Below are 19,016 nucleotides of genomic sequence, written 5' to 3'. Positions count from 1 at the left end.
GAGTTGCATCTCAATGGGAGTAGTACCCGCCTACAACTGTATTTGGGTCCACGTCTTCTCCCTCTTTAGGAAAAGCAGGGATAAATCTCATCTCATGCTCGATCTGGAATTGCCGTTTCTTCACATACTCACTCGGATGGGCACTGTCAAATTTTATCGGATTGGGCAAAGTTGCGGCAATCAAGGCGCATTCGTCCCTAAACAGGTCAACGGCCTTCTTATTGAAATGGTATTCGGCAACAGCATCTACACCATAGATGCCATCCCCCATCTCAATACTGTTCAAATACACTTCCATGATCCGCTGCTTGCCCCACAACAACTCTATGAGAAAAGTGAAGTAGGTCTCGAAGCCTTTGCGGATCCAAGAGCGGCCGGGCCACAAAAATACATTCTTTGCTGTCTGCTGGCTGATCGTACTTCCCCCATGTATTCTCCCGCCGCCGATATCATGCCTGGCTGCATTTTCTATAGCATTGAAGTCAAACCCGTGATGCTTGAGGAATCTTTGATCTTCACTGGCCATCACGGCTACAGGCATATGCGGAGAAATCTTATCCATGGACACCCAGTGATGGTGCAGGGTCATGGACTCTCCTCTATGGACTTGCTGGAAACAACGGATCACCATCAGAGGAGTAAAGAAGACGGGTAAGAAACGATAGGCCATAACAGCAAGAATGGTGGAACTGAAAAACAGTACCACCATCCATCTGAAAACTTTTCGAATCTTATGCAACATTACTGCAAAGTACCGTTATTAGCTTTGTCGATCATCTCCTTGCTGGCGTAGAGGTAAACTTCTACACGACGGTTCTGAGGAGCAATGGTCTGATTGACAACAGGATTCTGACTGCCATAACCGGCAACGTTCTTGAATTGGCTGGAAGGTACACCTTCTCTTTCCAGATAACTGGATACAGCCTTGGCACGAGAGTCACTCAATGGAACATTGATCTTGTCCCCACCGGTGGCATCTGTATAGCCCTGAATATCTACAGAAAGTGTAGGATCCTTCTTCAGGACATTGGCGAAATTAGCCAGATCATTCTGAGCATCAGACCGCAATGTTGCTTTGTTGATGTCAAACTGCAAACCACTGTCAAATGTTACTTTCACTGCTTTCAAGCCGTTGGCATCCGTAACTTCATCAACCTTGGCATTGGAAACCTGCTGGGTAACCTCTGATTTCACTTTATCCATATGATGACCGATGATTGCCCCGGTTCCTGCACCGATTGCACCGCCTAAAGCGGCACCGATTGCAGCACCTTTACCATGACCGGCAATCGCACCGATAATTGCACCTACACCGGCACCTGCACCTGTTCCTATAAGAGCACCGTTCCCCTGATTTGTTCCACAGCTGACGATCATGAGGAGAGAAGCACCGGCAACTGCCAATTTCATTTTTTTCATAACTTTTTTATATTTTAATTTGTTCTTTGTCCTTTAATTCTTTAATGCAAAGGTAGTCTTTTTTCCGCATTCTTGTATAAGAATCAACTTTTTTTTGTACTTTTGCCCAAAATTAAAAATTTCCCTTGATTAAACATAGGGAAAATACCTATAACAAATAGAGATTTCCCTTTTAGTTTCATCTGAAACGATATACAGTATATATAATTATTATGGCGAAAGAATTAAAAGAACTGACCAAACGTGCTGATAACTATAGCCAATGGTACAACGATCTGGTAGCTAAGGCCGGCCTTGCCGAGCAAGCACCTGTCCGTGGCTGTATGATCATAAAACCCTATGGATACGCTATCTGGGAAAAGATCCAGCAGCAACTCGATAAGATGTTCAAGAAGACAGGAGCCCAGAATGCTTATTTCCCTCTATTGATTCCGATGAGTTACTTCTCCCGCGAAGCTGAACATGTCAAAGGCTTTGCCAAGGAAAGTGCAGTCGTCACGCATTACAGACTGAAAGCTAGCGACGACGGGAAAAGCATCATGGTTGATCCTGATGCCAAATTGGACGAACCTCTTATTGTCCGGCCGACTTCTGAAACCATCATCTGGCACACTTACAAGAACTGGATTCACTCTTATCGGGATCTGCCGATCATGTGCAACCAGTGGTGTAACGTCATGCGCTGGGAAATGCGCACGCGCCCGTTCCTCCGTACTTCTGAGTTTCTCTGGCAGGAAGGCCACACAGCCCACGCAACTTCCCAAGAGGCTGAAGAGGAAGCTCAACGAATGCTGCACGTCTATGCCGATTTCGTAGAGAACTGGATGGCTATGCCTGTCCTACAAGGCGCCAAGAGTCCTACTGAGCGTTTCGGCGGTGCAGAGAACACCTATACTATAGAGGCGATGATGCAGGATGGCAAGGCTCTCCAAAGTGGTACCAGCCATTTCCTCGGGCAGAACTTCGCAAAGAGTTTTGATGTCACGTTCTTGGACAAGAACAATAAACCCCAATATGTCTGGGCGACATCATGGGGCGTTTCCACGAGATTGATCGGAGGTTTGATCATGGTTCATTCGGATGACAACGGACTGGTACTGCCGCCTAAACTCGCTCCTATTCAGGTGGCTATCATCCCTATCGCGAACAATGCCAAGCAACTTGCGCCCATAACGGCCAAACTGCAACCGGTCATCGACAAACTCGAAGAACTCGGCGTCAGCGTGAAATATGACGATGATGACAACAAACGGCCTGGATTCAAATTCGCCGATTATGAATTGAAAGGTGTACCTGTCCGCTTGGTCATGGGTGGCCGCGACTTGGAGAACGGAACGATTGAGATCATGCGCCGGGATACACTCGAGAAAGAAAACGTTCCCTTCGACGGCATCGTCGAACGCGTACGCCAACTGCTCGATACTATCCAGAAGAGTATCTTCGAAAAGGCACGGAAGTTCCGCGACGCACATATCTATGAATGTGACAACTACGATGAATTCAAAGAGCGGATCAAAGACGGCGGATTTTTCCTCTGCCATTGGGATGGCTCGGCTGAAACGGAAGCAAAACTCAAGGAAGATACACAGGCAACCATCCGTTGCATTCCTTTTGCATTCCCTCCTACTCCAGGCAAAGATATGATCAGCGGGAAACCGACTGACACGAGAGTCATCGTCGCAAGATCTTACTGATTCTGAGCGTAAAACGATACTGAGAAGGCACTGACTAATGGTGTTTAAAATACAAAAGCATAAGACTTGGTTAAAAATATTTAAAAGGCAAGATAAGTTCCGGTAGCTCAGGACTCTTCTTACCTTTTTTATGTACCTTTGCAGGCAATGTGGGTGAAGAGTGCTCACATCTATAAACATAAAGTCTAACTTTATTAATTATTAATTTTTTATTTTTTTATGTCAGATTTAAAGAACGTACAACCATTGGCAAATTTCGATTGGGACGAATATGAAAATGGTTCTAGTGCGAAAGCCAACAAACAAGACCTTGAAAAGGCCTACAATGACACACTTAACAAAATCCAGGAGCATCAAGTAGTAGAAGGCACGGTCATCGCTATGGACAAAAAGGAAGTCGTAGTGAACATCGGCTACAAGAGCGATGGTATTATCCCTGCTTCTGAATTTCGTTACAATCCGGATTTAAAGGTAGGTGACAAGGTTGAGGTTTACGTTGAAAGCCAAGAGGACAAAAAAGGCCAACTGGTCCTCTCTCACAAGAAAGCCCGCTTAGCTAAGAGTTGGGAAAAGATCAACGAAGCTTGCGAGAAAGAAGAAGTTATTCAGGGATATATTGAGAGTCGTACCAAAGGCGGCATGATTGTTGATATCTTCGGAATAGAAGCATTCCTTCCAGGCAGCCAGATTGACGTTCATCCTATACGTGACTACGACGTATTCGTAGGCAAGACCATGGAATTTAAAGTCCTCAAGATCAATCAGGAATACCGCAATGTCGTCGTTTCCCACAAGGCATTGATCGAGGCAGAATTAGAGGCACAACGCAAAGAGATCATTTCTCATTTGGAGAAAGGTCAGATTCTTGAAGGTACTGTCAAGAATATCACTTCTTATGGTGCTTTCGTAGACCTCGGCGGTGTCGATGGACTGATTCATATCACAGACCTCTCTTGGGGTCGTGTCAGTGATCCGCACGAAATCGTCAGCTTGGATCAGAAGATCAAGGTCGTTATCCTTGATTTCGATGAAGAAAAGAAACGTATTGCATTGGGTCTGAAGCAACTCACACCGCATCCTTGGGATGCACTTGATCCTAACTTGAAAGTTGGTGACCATGTCCATGGTAAAGTTGTTGTGATGGCTGATTACGGTGCTTTCGTTGAGATCGCTCCTGGTGTAGAAGGATTGATTCACGTCAGTGAAATGTCCTGGAGCCAGCACCTGCGTTCAGCTCAGGAGTTCCTGAAAGTCGGAGATGAGGTAGAAGCTGTTATCCTGACCCTCGACCGTCAAGAGCGCAAGATGAGCTTAGGTATCAAGCAACTCACTGAAGATCCTTGGGAAACCATCGAAGTGAAATATCCTGTTGGAAGTAAGCATACGGCTAAAGTCCGCAACTTTACTAATTTCGGAATATTCGTAGAATTAGAAGAAGGTGTTGACGGACTGATTCATATCAGCGATCTGTCTTGGACGAAGAAGATCAAACATCCATCTGAGTTTACTACTGTAGGTGCAGATATTGATGTTGTCGTTTTGGACATCGACAAAGAGAACCGTCGTCTGAGTTTGGGTCACAAGCAACTTGAGCCGAATCCTTGGGATACTTATGAGACGATCTATACTCCTGGATCAATCCACAAAGGAAAGATCACACAGATCATGGACAAGGGTGCCGTCATCCTCCTCAATGAAGGTGGTGAAGGTTTCGCTACTCCAAAGCATCTGGTAAAGCAAGACGGATCCAAGGCTAAGGTTGGAGAAGAACTTGACTTTATGGTACTTGACTTTGTTAAGGAGACCAAGCGTATCATCCTCTCTCACTCTCGTACATTCGAGGATGTCAAGGATAACTTCAAACCGGCTGCTCACAAGCACAACGGCAAGAAGGCTGAAGCACCACAAATCAATAATGTCGCTGCAGGAACAACACTCGGTGATATCGATGCTCTGGCTAAGTTGAAAGAGCAAATGGATAGTAACAAATGATTTTATTGAATAAGTCTTGTACTTATTCTTACTGATTAATTAATAAAAGGTGTATTGCGTTGGCAATACACCTTTTTTATATATAGTCCCCCTACTTCATACTAGATTATAATAGCCCCCTCCAATGTATCGTATTGCATCTTTCAGACTGACTCGAGAACGAATCCGTTCCCCCGCAATCAATAATCATCCCTCTCCGTTCCCAGCTCGTTTCTCACCGTTCTTATTGCGGTTTTGACTCAAAAACGGTTTTAGCATCTGTAGAAACTGTTGAACGGGTATAAAGACGTCCGTCATTAAGGTGTAATGTCGTACGTTATTAGGGTCTAATGTCGTACGTTATTAGGGTGCAATGTCGTACGTCCTTACAGTATAAGGACGTACGTGAACAGAACCTCAAGAAAACTACAAACAGTACGTCATAAAATAGTGGAAAGGACGTATAGTCGTGCAACAATAAAAGGAATGGATAGGCATCAATGGTATGTATGCCCATTCAGCTTCAGAAGCAAAGACGTGTACCGGCAGAAAACTCGAAATCTCTTATCGCTTTAACATGAAGAATCGGAGACCGACTCTATCAAGTCCTATGCAAGGGCAGAAGAGAGAAGAGAGAGAAGAAAGAAAAGAGAATAGGGACCAACTTCCCCACAACTCTGTGATCAATTCATGATTTTCCGTAATGACGCAAAACAAACTGCAGGTCTTTCTTTCTGAATCATTGCGAAGATCACAGCATTTACAGTTATAAAGTATATCAATGATATAAATGAACCGACGACCGATTGGGAGTATTGGATTCGTTCCTGATTAATTCCGCCAATATAATGGTGCACACAGTACTGGTGGCGGTTATATAGTAGTTGAATTCGCTCCGAATTAAATCCACCAACGGGCCTGAAATATTCAAAATACGAAAAGGATCGAATAATAGAGTTGGATGGCTACAATATAAATGATGATCAAAGGAGATACCATACTCACGCCAAGAGTGACACTGTCAAATATATCCGCAAAGTTCAGGAATTTACCGCTGATACAACCATAGGTCATCCCCATTCCTATAAAGGTCAAACTCGCTACCGGAACAATTCCGGAGAAAAAAGGACCGGGATAAAGATGTCCGGTAATATTCAATAAGACGGCATGAGGAAAAGCCGTAAGTAATATCATGATAATGAAAACAAGGCAAAATTCGAACAGAGCAAACTTAAAAGCAGTTTGCTCTCTGAATTCCGCTTGTTTCAAATGTAGAAACTGTCCCGAAGCGAGGAAGTGGTTAAAACCGCTCGACTTCATTGTTCCCCAAGCTGTACCGACCATCAACAGCCAGACAAGAAGCGGTTGGCATAAATTCTCTACATTCTTGCCGATAAACCATCTGATCCCTTCACTGCTCAATAAAGAGCGTATAGAACTGTCCGGATCTGCGGCTGTAAGCAACCATGACAAGAGAATCACGACCAACTGCATCAAACTCAGGATGAAGATCAACCAGCCGATTCTGTTCTTCCACCGTTTTGACAATTTGTTATTTTTAAAAAGAAACTCATTCTTCATCAGGATGTAAATCATCTAGATCAATAATTCTCAGTTGTAGCGCCCTGACAACCAGTCTGGTAGCGTTGACACTGATGCCCCCGTTGCCATCAGGAAAGAGTTTCTGGACCAGTTCATTCTGTCGTTTTTCCAAACTCTTCACCCCAAAAGGCATTCCTCGGAGATTTGTGATCTGCTCCTTGGTATATCCCAAAGCAAGATGCCTCAGGAAGCGCTCGTCATACTCATCTATTTCATAGTCTACTAATGCTTCCCGCCTCATGTTTTCCTGACTGACACTCTTCTTGAAACGCTCGACGATCTTCTCTAGAATAGGCTGGTTAAATACTAGTTTTTTGCCCGACATACAGGAAGCAACATCGTCACGGGTAAGCAGTTCGCCACTCTTGAGGATGATGCCGTCACATCCGGCGTCGAGGACATCCACCCAAAGTTTTTCATTAAGTATTTCACCTGTGAAAATCAGTACCTTTACTTTCGGGTACATCTCTTTGGTTTTACGGCATATTTCAACACCCACAGTTGTGCTGCCGCCGAGGCCTAGGTCAAGTAAGATCAGATCAGGTAATTGCTGTTTGAGAAGTTTCCAATACACAGGTTCACTATCTGCAGTACCGATAATTTGAGCTTCGGGGATATCGTTGTGGAATATCCCTTCAGTGCCTCTTAGTTCCAAAGGCACATCTTCTACTATTATTACTTTAAATTTATCCATATTTTTTTAGGTAATACCATTTCTATAATTGTTCCGGAACCGTTTTGGGAGGGTAATGCCTCTATGCCACATCCCCGGAGATTAGTCACGTCTCCTATTTCTCTGACGATCTGCTTGCATAAAAGAAAATCCAAGTCTTTTGTCTGAGGGTTAAACAGTTGTTTGCACTCCATACTTGTCAGTTCTAATTTCGGCAACGGAATACGTATACGGGCATAGCGGCCGCTCTCCCCTATTTTTTCAGATGTTATACGCTTCTCTCCGCTCTTTCTTTGAAGAATATCGAAAAGATAATCCACCAAGTCCGGATCCAGTCTCATTTGACCGATAATCTGTCTCAAAGCCTGAGTCGAGAGGAGAGAATACAGTTCTTTATAATAACTGGCCAGTTCACTGATGACCTCCAGATTCTTATCAGACCCGTCAATGAGCTGTTGGATACGGGAAGGATAATACATCGTCTCGTGCTTGAGCGTACTCAGACAGTTGTCCAGGACGGCATTCGAAACATGCAGGCGGTCGTCCTCATACCTGGCACGTGCCAGTTCATCCTGTGCAAGTTCGATATTCAACTGATGATTATGGTAAACAGACATCCCCTTCTGCAAGGCAAGTGCTATTTGGTTGACAACCTGATTCAATTGATCCAACACGTTCTTGGAGCGGTATTCGGGAGTTTCATGAAATTGGAAACCTCTGTTCCGGCTCATCCGCTTATCCCACAGTCGGTTGATCTCCCGGAGTTTGTCCTGATCAGGAAGGTCGCTCAGTAGAATCTGGTTGATACCTTGTATGCGTTCTATACAGAATCTATAGAATACCCTATGACGGTAATACAGGAAGTAATAGGCAGGAAAGATGGAGAACAACAGTAGGACAAGAATGATAATAGCGACTGTCTTCGAATTTTCAGACCGCTGCATGGTCTGCACATAGTCGTCGAGGGACTGGTCCGCAGAAAACTCTCGGAAGAGTTGTGTATACACCGTATTATTATAAGTGTATCCGGACCAGTCATGTACTGCCAGACAGGCAATCGCACTTTCATTCCTCATGTCAAGGATCACTAGATAATTGATATCCAAATGACTGCGGAACCATTGTATCTCAGGAGGAATGACTTCAGACCCTACCGCCTTCATCAGGACTTTGCCGTCAGGGACCAATTGCAGATAGAGTGCATTCAAATAATGGCGTGTACTGTCCGCAAATACCAAGGCCTTACGATAATGGCCGAAGATATTGGAATAATAGATACTGTCGGCAAACTGGATAGCTTTGTGGGACAACCACACTTTCATTTTAGGGGAAGCGTGCGAGACCTGTTTTGAAGAGGCAGACGCCAGATACCTCTTTTGCATGGTGCTACTGTCTGCCTGCATCTGTCTCGGGAAAAACGTCAAGAATACGATGATGGGGATGAAGATCAATTTCAAGTGCCGCACTATCCCTTTAGGCAAAGTGAAAGAGAAACGCGACCCCTTGCCCAACTCGCTTTTGGCAGAAATACTGCAAACTCGGAATAGATTACTGGTCTTCTTATATTTTTCAATAATCCCTTTACAGTTTAAAAGTCCAAAACCGTGGCTATGCTTCTTTTCAGCATTAGGGACAGTTTGTTCGTCATTGATGATCGCCTTATGGTCAAAAATGTGCTCCACCTGTTCCGGTGACATCCCCTTCCCGGTATCCGCCACACTGATTTCTACATAGTCAGTATATTCTGTTGCCTCAATAGTGACACACCCACCACTGTCGACATACTTGCGGGCATTGTCCGCCATCGTATTGATCATGAACAAAGTCAGCGTCCGGTCTGCCTTGACTACGGCAGTGGTTTTCTTCACTGTCAGGGTTATCCCCCGCAACTGAAATGCCATGCTGCCTTTTCTCACGATGTCGAAAATAGACTCTACCGGAAAACTCTCGATGTGCAGGCTCAGTTGTCCCTGCCGGAGTTGGATCCAACGGGTCAGGACGATATTATCCTGATTGATATGGTCTATCAATTCGTTGATATATTGATAGCGGAACCTCTTCACTTCCACATCGTCTTTCCCTTCTTGGAGCCGCTTCACCTCATTGATCATCTGATCAATGAAAGGGGTGATGCTGATCACCAGTTGTACCTTTGCCCGCTGCTCAAGATTCCTCTGTTTGTCTTTGAGGATATTGGCTTGGAGCACCGAAGTGTCTTCATGTATCTCTTCATACTTATCCGTCAAGTCGCTGATCTGGAGTTCGTTCTTCTCTTTCCATTGACGGAGCGGCTGGAGTAATTTTCTAAAAGAGTCGGCATCATCGTTTTTTCGGCGAAGGCGGTCAAAGAAAAAGAGGAGCGTGATGAAAAACGCGATCATCAGGACGACTGCAAAGATCATCGCATTCAACTGGGTCGCATTTCTGTCCAGTTCTGCAGCCCGTGCTTCCATCATCCGGTCCTGCCGCGTCTTTTCCTGTAGGTCAAGATAGACATTACGGTTATAGTCACTCGCCTGTTTATCATTTAAAGCCGAGTACACCATACTCAACTGCTCCCTTATCGACGCCACCAGATCAGGAGCCTGGAGTATCTTCTTGTTGCTCAATGCACGGTTCAGACAGATCAGGGCGGAACGGTAATCCCCTATTGCCCAATAATTCCTGCCTAAGGTCCTGTAAGCACCCGCTATCTGATAGACGTCACCATACTTGATGAACAAATCCAGAGAGCGCTGCGCGAAATTCCCTGCCAGAAGATGATAAGGCATCAGGTCGACATTCAGCCATTCCATAGCCGGTCCATTGTTGCGGATCAGGTAATCGCAGATACGCTGGTTCTGCATATGCTCGCTAATTGCTTCAAGGGAATTGGCTATCCAATAAGGACTGTGGCTCACCGTTGCGAAATAAAAGCAACGCATCAGGTAATTAAATTCAGTCTGGGCGATCTGTTCCAGGGATCCTTGATTGATTGCTCCACCTTCACCCATGTTATAAAGATAACTCAGATATTGGGCAGTATCAGATTCGCACTCACTGGAATTGACACTTTTCAAGGCTTTGAGGAAGAGATGGTTCTGACCGGTATAATAGTAATAAGTAGCACTGACAAAATTGAATTCTGAACGGGCATATATCATCCTCTGACGTGCTCTTTCGGATAGATCGTCACTACTCTCATCTATACGGTGCAGACAATTGATTGCCCGTTCACGACAGTCATAAAAGTTTTTATTCTGGGCTTGCCGTTGGCACAACCGCATTTGCTGGATATAAGCGACCAGAAGTTCGACCTGGTTATCACTTGCTGATATTGCACGAGCCAACAGTTTAGAAGCTTGCGGATAATTCATCCGCGCGATGCTGACAAAGGCAAGGTTATTAAGTGCTTCCGCTTGTCCGGCATCGTAATCTGAGGACAAGTCCAAAGCCTTTTGTGCGAGAACTCTCGTAGAGTCAATATTCCTATAATGAAAATAATACGCCCTCGCATTCAACTCGTCAACTTCCTTTTGATGGGAAGGGGTACAGGCTGAAAGAAAGAGAACCAAGATCAGGGACAAGGTTCCTGAAAGCCGCATAAATTTCAAGATAGGTTTCAATAGCAAAAGATTCAGGGACAGAACTGTAACCAGTTTGTCCCTGACAATCGATAAGTTTCGTCGGAAAAATTTCTTACTCTATATTAAGCACGAGCAGACTGGATATAGCCTAATGCCTGAACACATCTTTGTGTGATGGCTTTCCAGTTGCCCGCAGCAATATCATCTTTAGGAAAGAGTTTCGACCCCATTCCAACACAGAACACGCCGGATTTTATCCAAGCGGTGAGATTTTCCTGGTCAGGAGCAACGGCACCCGTCACCATCACATTGCTCCAGCGAAGAGGACCGAGTAGGTTCTTTACGAAAGACGGCCCTCCTACATTGCCAGCAGGGAAGACCTTCGTCACATCACAGCCCAGAGCCTGAGCGTCAGAGATCTCAGAGACAGATCCGCAACCGGGGGTGTAAGGCACGAGACGACGGTTACAGACTGGTGCGATCTCCGGATTGAGGTTAGGTCCGACAATAAAATTGGCTCCAAGTTGAATATACAGTGCAGCAGTAGGTGCATCGATGACCGTACCTGCACCTAAAATCAATTCAGGACAAGCCTCAGCTGCCCACTTGTTGAGTTCACCGAAAATCTCGTGAGCGAAATCCCCGCGGTTAGTAAATTCGAAAACTCTCACGCCACCATCGTAACAGGCCTTGAGGACATGCTTACAAACGTCCAAGTCTTTATTGAAGAATACAGGTACCATGCCTGTCTTCCCCATTGCTGTCAACACCTGTATTTTATTGAATCTTGCCATATTTTTCTTTTAAAAATATAATATAAAAAGGTGTAATTTCTTTCACTGAAACCGATAATCAATCACCGTTGAACACGGCCACTGGCATTACCATTTGCCAGACTTTCCACTTCCTCAGCATTGACCAGATTGAAATCGCCAGGAATCGTATGCTTCAAGGCTGAAGCAGCCACAGCAAACTCCAGGGCTTCACGTTGATCAGGCTTCGTCAGCAAACCATGTATCAAACCTCCGGCAAAGGAATCTCCTCCTCCGACACGGTCGATGATCGGCATGATATCGTAGTGCTTGCTTTCGTAAAATTCCTTGCCGTCATAGATAAGAGCTTTCCAGCCATTATGACTAGCAGAAATTGATTCGCGGAGTGTAGATACCACATATTTGAAACCGAATTGCTTCATCATACCCTCAAAGATATGGTAATAACCTTTGGCATCTGTCTTCCCTGCCTCTACGTCGGCATCAGGTTTGAAGCCCAGACACAACTGTGCGTCCTCCTCGTTGCCGATACAGACGTCAACATATTTCATCAGGGGCCGCATAATGGAAATGGCCTTCTCTGAAGTCCATAATTTCTTACGGAAATTCAAGTCGACAGAGACCGTGACGCCGTGACGCTTAGCGGCTTCACAAGCGAGAAGTGTCAACTTGGCAGCTTTGTCGCTGATTGCAGGTGTGATGCCGGTCCAATGGAACCACTTCGCACCCTCCATGATCGTGTCAAAATCAAAGTCAGAAGGATCTGCTTCTGCGATCGCACTGTCAGCACGGTCATAAATCACTTTAGAAGGGCGCATCGAAGCCCCCGTCTCAGCATAATAAAGTCCGACCCTTTTACCTCCACGGACGATGTAGTCAGTATGAACACCGTAACGACGCAATGCATTGACTGCAATCTGACCGATCTCGTGTTTCGGGAGTTTAGTCACAAAATAAGCATCATGCCCATAATTAGCCAAACTCACGGCAACATTAGCTTCTCCTCCCCCAGGGATAATACGAAAAGTATCAGTCTGTACAAAACGATCATTCGCTTCCGGTGAAAGGCGGAGCATGATCTCACCTAATGTAACAACTTTAGCCATTTTCTAATTTTTGTTGATAAGTTTACTTAGATCTTGAGTATGTTTGTTCTCATAGGGCAAATATAAAGAATATTTCCCATATTTCGAAATAAAAATGAAAAAAACTTTCCATTATGCCGATGGGAAATGAAAATCTTCAATGATGGATCGGTATCAAATAGTTATCAATTTGCCAACTCCATTTTACTATTCAATCCAAGACCGATCAAAAAACAAGTTTTATCCGAAATTTTATCGTTGTGCATTCGCACAATTGAAACGAAATGTGTACATTTGTGCACGGTATCCAAATGCGTCAAGTAGACAAAACAGACTGTTCCTGAAAGATAAGGAACGGTCGTGCGAAACATTAACTCAATTTTACTATTATCATGTCCGTAAAGATTAGAATCAAAGATATAGCTGAAAGAGCCGGTGTCTCTGTAGGAACTGTCGACAGGGTATTACACGATCGCCCTAATGTGTCAAAACCGGCAAGGGCAAAAGTAGAACAGGCGTTGAAGGAAATGAACTATCAGCCTAATATGTATGCCAGTGCCTTGGCCTACAATAAGGAATATGTCTTCTATTTGCTGATTCCCCAACATGAATATGAGGCTTACTGGGCAGAAATAGAAGACGGGGCAAAGAAATGCGAAGAGGTAAGACGGGATTTTCATATCAGCGTGGAGATCGTGCATTACAACCGCTATGACGATGCCTCATTTAAGGCTGAGTGTGAAGAGGTCTTCCAGAAAAAGCCGGATGGTGTCATCCTGGTTCCAACAAAACTCGATACCACGCGTCTCTTCACAGACAAACTGCATGAGAATAACATTCCTTTCATCTTTCTCGACTCCTATATGCCCGATCTCAAACCTTTGGCTTTTTATGGGCAGGATTCCTTCTGCAGCGGTTACTTTGCAGCAAAGATGCTGATGCTCATCGCTTCGGATGAAAAAGAAATCATGCTGATGAAATTGACCAAGAACGGACAAGTGGTCAGCAAACAGCAGGATAACAGAGAGGTCGGATTCAGACATTATATGCACGATCACTTTCCTCATATCAAGATTACGGAACTGCAACTTCCGCTGGATAATACACGTAAGGAGTACGACAAGATTCTGGAAGACTTCTTTACGTCTCATCCCGATGTGCACCATTGTATCACCCTCAGTTCCAAAGCCCATATCATCGGCGATTTTCTCTTGATGACCAACCGTCGTGATATTCAGATCATGGGTTACGATATGGTAGGGAAAAATGCCAGATGCCTGAAGTCCGGAAGCATCTCCTTCCTGATCGCACAACATGCCTATATGCAGGGCTACTACTGTGTAGACGCACTCTTCAGAGCCATCGTCCTCAAGAAAAAGATACAACCTGTCAACTATATGCCTATAGAACTCCTCACGAAAGAGAATGTGGACTTCTATAAAAGAACACAATTATAAACAACTACTAAACAAACTATGAAATGAAACAATCGAGTTTTATTAAAATTAATTCTGCTGACAATGTTGTGGTCTGTCTCCGGCCTTTTAAAAAGGGGGAGACGATCAATATAGACGGCAAGACCATCACTGTATTGCAAGATACCCCCTCGGGGCATAAAGTTTTGACGGAAGATGTCGCCCGCGACAAGAACGTCATCAAATATGGCTATCCCATAGGCCATGCAAAAGAAGACTTGAAAGCGGGCCAATGGGTCAATGAGAACAACCTGAAGACGAATCTTTCAGGAACCCTCGAATACACTTATCGTCCCGTAACCTATTCGGAGAACAACCCTAAAGATCACAAGACTTTCCAAGGCTATGTCCGCAGTTCAGGCGAAGTGGGTACACGCAATGAGATATGGATCGTTCCTACTGTGGGATGTGTAAACGGGATTGCCGAGCACCTGGCCCAACAATTGAAGGAGGAGACCCATCTTGACGGGATCGACGGTGTTCATGCGTGGGTCCATAACTACGGTTGCTCTCAATTGGGAGATGATCATGAGAATACGAAAAAGATTCTCCATGACCTGTGCCTCCACCCTAACGCAGGAGGAGTATTGGTCCTATCCCTGGGTTGTGAGAACAATCAGCCGGGGCCTTTCATGGAATCTTTGGGAGACTACGACCATGACCGCATAAAACTCCTCATCGCACAACAAGTGCAAGGAGACGAATTGGAGGTTGGAATGAAAATCCTCCGTCAACTTTACGAGAAAGCCCGCCACGACAAACGTACGGAAGTGCCTGTTAGTCACCTGCGCGTGGGTTTGAAATGTGGAGGATCCGATGGGTTCAGCGGGATAACGGCAAACCCCCTCGTCGGAGAATTCTCCGACTATCTTGTTTCTGAGGGCGGTACAACCATCCTGACAGAAGTACCTGAGATGTTCGGTGCAGAAACGATTCTGATGAACCGTTGCAAGACACCGGAGCTGTTTCATCAAACAGTTGATATGATCAATGGATTCAAAGAATATTACCTTTCTCATGGTCAGCCTGTAGGGGAAAACCCTTCCCCCGGAAATAAAGCAGGCGGCATCTCTACGCTTGAAGACAAGGCCCTGGGCTGCACACAGAAATGCGGGAAAGCCCTGATCAGTGGTGTCCTCAAATATGGAGAGCGCTTGAAAACTAACGGACTCAACCTCCTGTCTTCCCCTGGAAATGATTTGGTCGCTTCTACAGCCCTGGCTGCGGCCGGTTGTCAGATCGTCCTCTTTACGACAGGCAGAGGAACGCCTTTCGGCACCTTTGTCCCAACCATAAAGATTGCGTCCAACAGCACGCTCTATCAAAGTAAACCGAATTGGCTGGACTTCAATGCCGGTGTTCTCGTTGAAGGTACTGACATGAAACTGTTGAGAGACCGTTTCGTTGACAAAGTCCTCTCCGTTGCCAGCGGGGAGCAAACTAAAAACGAGAGAAACGCTTATCAGAGTATAGCCATTTTCAAGAACGGTGTCACACTCTGAGACAACGACGGCCATCAGGAATATTTTCAGACGGTCCTCAGAACCATTTTCATCAAACGCAAAATCAGAATATTAGAAAAGAAAACAATTGAAAGATAACAGACGTGGAGTTTTATAGTTGTCCACGTCAAATACATAGAGATACAGAACAATCCATCATGACTTCAGCCGCCCCCAGACTATTTCGGGACGGCAAGTCGTGTCTCTGGGAAGACAGAAAGACGTTCCTATCCCACTGAAAAGAGATCAGCGGAATCCACTGACCCATCATTCGAAAGAGGGATGCCTTTCTACCCTACGTCAAACCTCCTGCCTGAAAACAGGGAGAAGAGGAATTGTCCGGAACAAAATCGGTTGAGTTATGAATTTTATACAGAGAAATGTTTTTAAGAAACTGCGTTCCCAGTATTTCCAATCAGGTGAAGTATTGGAACCGATGACCCGGTTCAAGATTAAAAAACTCGAAGCGTTGTTAAGTAATGTTGCCGATTCAAAAGAAGGAACAGTCACTCTGACAACCCCCTTCCTGGAAAAGAAGTTAAATAATATTGAACAGCATGAACGCCATGCCATTGACACCAGTGTAGAGACCATCAACTTACTCCGCATCATCGTATCCAACATCAATGCCATGCTGAATTACGGGGTCAGTTTCAAGGGTATTATTCAACTCGGCAAGTACCTCCGAAGTGAGAACGGGGGTAAAATAGATTGGATTAAACTGGATAAATGGCTCGGTAAACTTCATATTGTACGCATCGCACAACTCGAGGGCAGTATCCTCATCAAGTTCTTTCATTTCGATGAAGATGAGGTCCCTTTTGTCCATCACATTGAGAATGGAGCAGACGGACTGACGATCAGGTCCCTGTGCAACTCATGGGAAGATCTGACCAAAGAGTGGCATTTCCGTCAAAACAATATGGGATTCGTGCATAACAACAATAAAGTTTTATGGCGTAATCTCAAGCAAAGCATGCGCTATTTTGAATATGCGCCTGTAGAAACCATATTCAACTTTTTACATAATTTTGCACGTTCCTTATCTGAAATTGAAGAATAGTTAGTACCTTTGCGTTCATGAAGAGATTATTATTATTTTTGTTCAGTATATTTACTCTCTTATCGCTTCAGGCACAGCAGTCTGTTTACAGTGATACGTGCCGCTCTATCGAAGGTATTGACTTGAGTCATTATCAGGGTACAGTCTTTTGGGAAAGTGTAGGAAATTCAAGAGTAGCTTATGTCTATTTGAAAGCGACAGAAGGCGGCTCGAGAATCGACAGCAAATATCAGGAAAATATCGACCTTGCGCACAGACAAGGTTTGAAGGTTGGCTCATACCACTTTTACCGTCCCCGATATTCCCAGCAACAGCAGTTGGACAATTTCTTGTCACAGTGCCGTCCGGGGGACCAGGACCTGATTCCTATGGTCGATATAGAGACCAGGAGTGGATTATCTGAGGAAGAATTCTGTGACAGTCTCTTCAAGTTTCTCAGACTCATCGAAAGAACTTACCGGCAAAAACCTCTCATTTATACGGGAGCTAATTTCTACAATCAGAACCTGGCAGGAAAAGTAGATAATTACAAATTGATGATCGCCCAGTACACAAGCCGTTTACCCAGACTTGCAGACGGCCGTGACTTTGAGTTGTGGCAGTACACAGGTAAGGGCCGGTTGGATGGCATCAACGGCTATGTCGATATGAGCCGGTTTATGGGACGTCATAGATTGCGAGAGATCAGATTCCGGCACCGGTAATGAGATGACGATAATTTGGTTCTAATAACAATAATACGATTGATAAGTCCTGCCGTTATACTGAATAAGAGCAGGATTTTAGTTTTTTATAATATAAGATATGGCTATTATCAAGTGTCCGGAGTGCGGTCATCAGATTAGTGACAAAGCACCCGTTTGCCCCAATTGCGGAGTAGAAATAGCAGGAAAAATCATACGTTGTCCGAATTGTGGAGAAGTGTATTTCTCTAATGAAGAGATGTGCCCTAACTGCCATCGCCCCACCAAACTGAGTACGACTCCCCAAAACCCAATAACTTCTGCACCAGTCAGTCCCGTACATTCACAGCCGACTCCTGTCAGGAACGACAACCTACCCCCAAAAAGTACAACAAGACCTGTTGGGCATACTGCCCCACAGTATTCCAGTCAACCTGAAAGACCGTCAGTTCCTCCTAAGGGACCCGGAAAAGGAAATTATCCTCCAAAGGGAAAGAAGAAAAACGGGAATACCGTCTATATCGTCATTGGTGTCATCATCGCGCTTTTCGCCTTTGGCCTCATGTACCATTTCTATGCGACAGCGCAGGACAATAAGGAGGAACAGGACTATGAATATGCGATGAAGAGTACAGATCCTACAGTCTTGCAAAGTTATTTGGATACCTACAAGAATGCCCCTGAAGACCATTTGGATTCCGTCCAGAACCATCTGATGAAAATCAAACAGAATGAGCAGGAATGGACAAATGCCGTGATGAGAGATTCGAAGGGTGCATTGGAAGACTACCTGCAGAATTTTCCACATTCCATACACGCCAAGGAGGCCCTTGCCAAAATTGACTCTTTAGACTGGCGGGATGCACACAATGACAATACGGCAGAGAGTTATCAAACTTATCTGAAAGAACATCCACAGGGAGCCTTCGCCAATCTGGCTCATGAGAGCATGGAGAAGGTGCAGCAGAAACAACTCCAGCCGGTAGAAAAACAGATGATCAGCGCCCTCTTCCGCAAATTCTTCCAAGGAATCAATTCCCGGAATGATGACCAGGCAACATCGCAAGTGGAAGATGTCATGACTTCTTTCTTAGGGAAGAGCAACGCCGGTAAAGATGACGTCGCCAGTTTTATACATAAACTCTGGAAAGACAATGTTGTCAACATGAACTGGCGGATCAACAATGATTATAAAATCAAGAAGACCAGCGTTGGAGACGACAAGTACCAATATCAGGTACAGTTCTCTGCCAATCAAAGTGTCAACAGTACAGATCCGTCACAACCTTCACAGTCACAGTTCCGTATCAGCGCTACAGTCTCACCGGATAGTAAAATCAGTTCATTCAACATGGTCAGGATCATCCTCTGATAAGTTGCAAGGGATGTTCCTCGGCATATAGTGATAAGATAACGTCAGATGATCCTTAATGAGATACAACTCTTCACACCCGTAAGAGTCCAAGGGTTGTTGACAAACTTGATCTAAAAGAAAAGGCTGGAATCCAAT

The 19,016-nt window shown here is 44.8% G+C and carries 14 protein-coding genes; 7 read left to right on the top strand and 7 right to left on the bottom strand.

Going from position 1 to position 19,016, the window contains the following annotated elements; all coding sequences use genetic code 11:
• Window positions 1–10: 10 nt before the first annotated feature.
• Window positions 11–742: a monofunctional biosynthetic peptidoglycan transglycosylase gene (gene mtgA / locus NG821_RS04190; RefSeq protein ID WP_252760410.1), complete on the bottom strand. Its 732-nt coding sequence runs from the start codon at window positions 740–742 to the stop codon at window positions 11–13.
• Window positions 742–1,419, bottom strand: a complete 678-nt coding sequence (locus tag NG821_RS04185; RefSeq protein ID WP_252760409.1) for an OmpA family protein — start codon at window positions 1,417–1,419, stop codon at window positions 742–744. The genes mtgA and NG821_RS04185 overlap by 1 nt, the downstream gene beginning before the upstream one ends.
• A 212-nt stretch (window positions 1,420–1,631) precedes the next feature.
• Here NG821_RS04185 and proS point away from each other — a divergent pair, with 212 nt between their 5' ends.
• Window positions 1,632–3,113, top strand: coding sequence for a proline--tRNA ligase (proS, locus tag NG821_RS04180; RefSeq protein WP_252760408.1), 1,482 nt, complete (start codon window positions 1,632–1,634; stop codon window positions 3,111–3,113).
• A 219-nt stretch (window positions 3,114–3,332) separates the two neighbouring features.
• Window positions 3,333–5,105 (top strand): 30S ribosomal protein S1, encoded by a 1,773-nt coding sequence (gene rpsA / locus NG821_RS04175; protein ID WP_252760407.1) that lies wholly within the window; start codon window positions 3,333–3,335, stop codon window positions 5,103–5,105.
• A gap of 906 nt (window positions 5,106–6,011) precedes the next feature.
• Here the strand turns inward: rpsA and NG821_RS04170 are convergent.
• The 5 genes from NG821_RS04170 to NG821_RS04150 form a co-directional block, all read right to left on the bottom strand.
• Complete coding sequence (locus NG821_RS04170; RefSeq protein ID WP_252760406.1) at window positions 6,012–6,632, bottom strand: AbgT family transporter; 621 nt, start codon at window positions 6,630–6,632, stop codon at window positions 6,012–6,014.
• A gap of 22 nt (window positions 6,633–6,654) precedes the next feature.
• Window positions 6,655–7,380 (bottom strand): DUF5932 domain-containing protein, encoded by a 726-nt coding sequence (locus NG821_RS04165; RefSeq protein ID WP_252760405.1) that lies wholly within the window; start codon window positions 7,378–7,380, stop codon window positions 6,655–6,657.
• Window positions 7,362–10,943, bottom strand: coding sequence for an ATP-binding protein (locus NG821_RS04160; RefSeq protein WP_252760433.1), 3,582 nt, complete (start codon window positions 10,941–10,943; stop codon window positions 7,362–7,364). The genes NG821_RS04165 and NG821_RS04160 overlap by 19 nt, the downstream gene beginning before the upstream one ends.
• A 104-nt stretch (window positions 10,944–11,047) precedes the next feature.
• Window positions 11,048–11,719, bottom strand: a complete 672-nt coding sequence (locus NG821_RS04155) for a bifunctional 4-hydroxy-2-oxoglutarate aldolase/2-dehydro-3-deoxy-phosphogluconate aldolase (RefSeq protein ID WP_252760404.1) — start codon at window positions 11,717–11,719, stop codon at window positions 11,048–11,050.
• A 62-nt stretch (window positions 11,720–11,781) separates the two neighbouring features.
• Window positions 11,782–12,804 carry a sugar kinase gene (locus NG821_RS04150; RefSeq protein WP_252760403.1) on the bottom strand — a complete coding sequence of 341 codons (1,023 nt, stop codon included), beginning with the start codon at window positions 12,802–12,804 and terminating at the stop codon, window positions 11,782–11,784.
• Between the two features lie 371 nt (window positions 12,805–13,175).
• Between NG821_RS04150 and NG821_RS04145 the strand changes: the two genes are divergently transcribed.
• The 5 genes from NG821_RS04145 (at window position 13,176) to NG821_RS04125 (ending at window position 18,878) form a co-directional block, all read left to right on the top strand.
• Entirely contained in the window at window positions 13,176–14,240 is a 1,065-nt protein-coding gene (locus tag NG821_RS04145) for a LacI family DNA-binding transcriptional regulator (protein WP_252760402.1), read from the top strand.
• A 23-nt stretch (window positions 14,241–14,263) separates the two neighbouring features.
• Complete coding sequence (locus NG821_RS04140; RefSeq protein ID WP_252760401.1) at window positions 14,264–15,760, top strand: UxaA family hydrolase; 1,497 nt, start codon at window positions 14,264–14,266, stop codon at window positions 15,758–15,760.
• A 361-nt stretch (window positions 15,761–16,121) separates the two neighbouring features.
• The gene (locus NG821_RS04135) at window positions 16,122–16,823 is read left to right on the top strand and encodes a hypothetical protein (protein WP_252760400.1); all 702 of its coding nucleotides are present in this window, start codon (window positions 16,122–16,124) and stop codon (window positions 16,821–16,823) included.
• Window positions 16,824–16,840: 17 nt separating this feature from the next.
• Window positions 16,841–17,527 (top strand): glycoside hydrolase family 25 protein, encoded by a 687-nt coding sequence (locus tag NG821_RS04130; protein WP_252760399.1) that lies wholly within the window; start codon window positions 16,841–16,843, stop codon window positions 17,525–17,527.
• A 100-nt stretch (window positions 17,528–17,627) separates the two neighbouring features.
• Entirely contained in the window at window positions 17,628–18,878 is a 1,251-nt protein-coding gene (locus NG821_RS04125; protein ID WP_252760398.1) for a zinc ribbon domain-containing protein, read from the top strand.
• The last annotated feature ends 138 nt before the right edge of the window (window positions 18,879–19,016 follow it).

It is taken from the genome of Segatella cerevisiae (assembly GCF_024054555.1).
Taxonomy (GTDB): Bacteria; Bacteroidota; Bacteroidia; order Bacteroidales; family Bacteroidaceae; genus Prevotella; species Prevotella cerevisiae.
This window is presented reverse-complemented; position numbering and strand designations above follow the sequence as displayed.

Excerpts from the sequence above, each read along its gene's own strand:
- mtgA (WP_252760410.1), bottom strand. The coding sequence starts at position 742 with ATGTTGCATAAGATTCGAAAAGTTTTCAGATGGATGGTGGTACTGTTT.
- NG821_RS04185 (WP_252760409.1), bottom strand. The coding sequence starts at position 1,419 with ATGAAAAAAATGAAATTGGCAGTTGCCGGTGCTTCTCTCCTCATGATC.
- proS (WP_252760408.1), top strand. The coding sequence starts at position 1,632 with ATGGCGAAAGAATTAAAAGAACTGACCAAACGTGCTGATAACTATAGC.
- rpsA (WP_252760407.1), top strand. The coding sequence starts at position 3,333 with ATGTCAGATTTAAAGAACGTACAACCATTGGCAAATTTCGATTGGGAC.
- NG821_RS04165 (WP_252760405.1), bottom strand. The coding sequence starts at position 7,380 with ATGGATAAATTTAAAGTAATAATAGTAGAAGATGTGCCTTTGGAACTA.
- NG821_RS04160 (WP_252760433.1), bottom strand. The coding sequence starts at position 10,943 with ATGCGGCTTTCAGGAACCTTGTCCCTGATCTTGGTTCTCTTTCTTTCA.
- NG821_RS04155 (WP_252760404.1), bottom strand. The coding sequence starts at position 11,719 with ATGGCAAGATTCAATAAAATACAGGTGTTGACAGCAATGGGGAAGACA.
- NG821_RS04150 (WP_252760403.1), bottom strand. The coding sequence starts at position 12,804 with ATGGCTAAAGTTGTTACATTAGGTGAGATCATGCTCCGCCTTTCACCG.
- NG821_RS04145 (WP_252760402.1), top strand. The coding sequence starts at position 13,176 with ATGTCCGTAAAGATTAGAATCAAAGATATAGCTGAAAGAGCCGGTGTC.
- NG821_RS04140 (WP_252760401.1), top strand. The coding sequence starts at position 14,264 with ATGAAACAATCGAGTTTTATTAAAATTAATTCTGCTGACAATGTTGTG.
- NG821_RS04135 (WP_252760400.1), top strand. The coding sequence starts at position 16,122 with ATGAATTTTATACAGAGAAATGTTTTTAAGAAACTGCGTTCCCAGTAT.
- NG821_RS04130 (WP_252760399.1), top strand. The coding sequence starts at position 16,841 with ATGAAGAGATTATTATTATTTTTGTTCAGTATATTTACTCTCTTATCG.
- NG821_RS04125 (WP_252760398.1), top strand. The coding sequence starts at position 17,628 with ATGGCTATTATCAAGTGTCCGGAGTGCGGTCATCAGATTAGTGACAAA.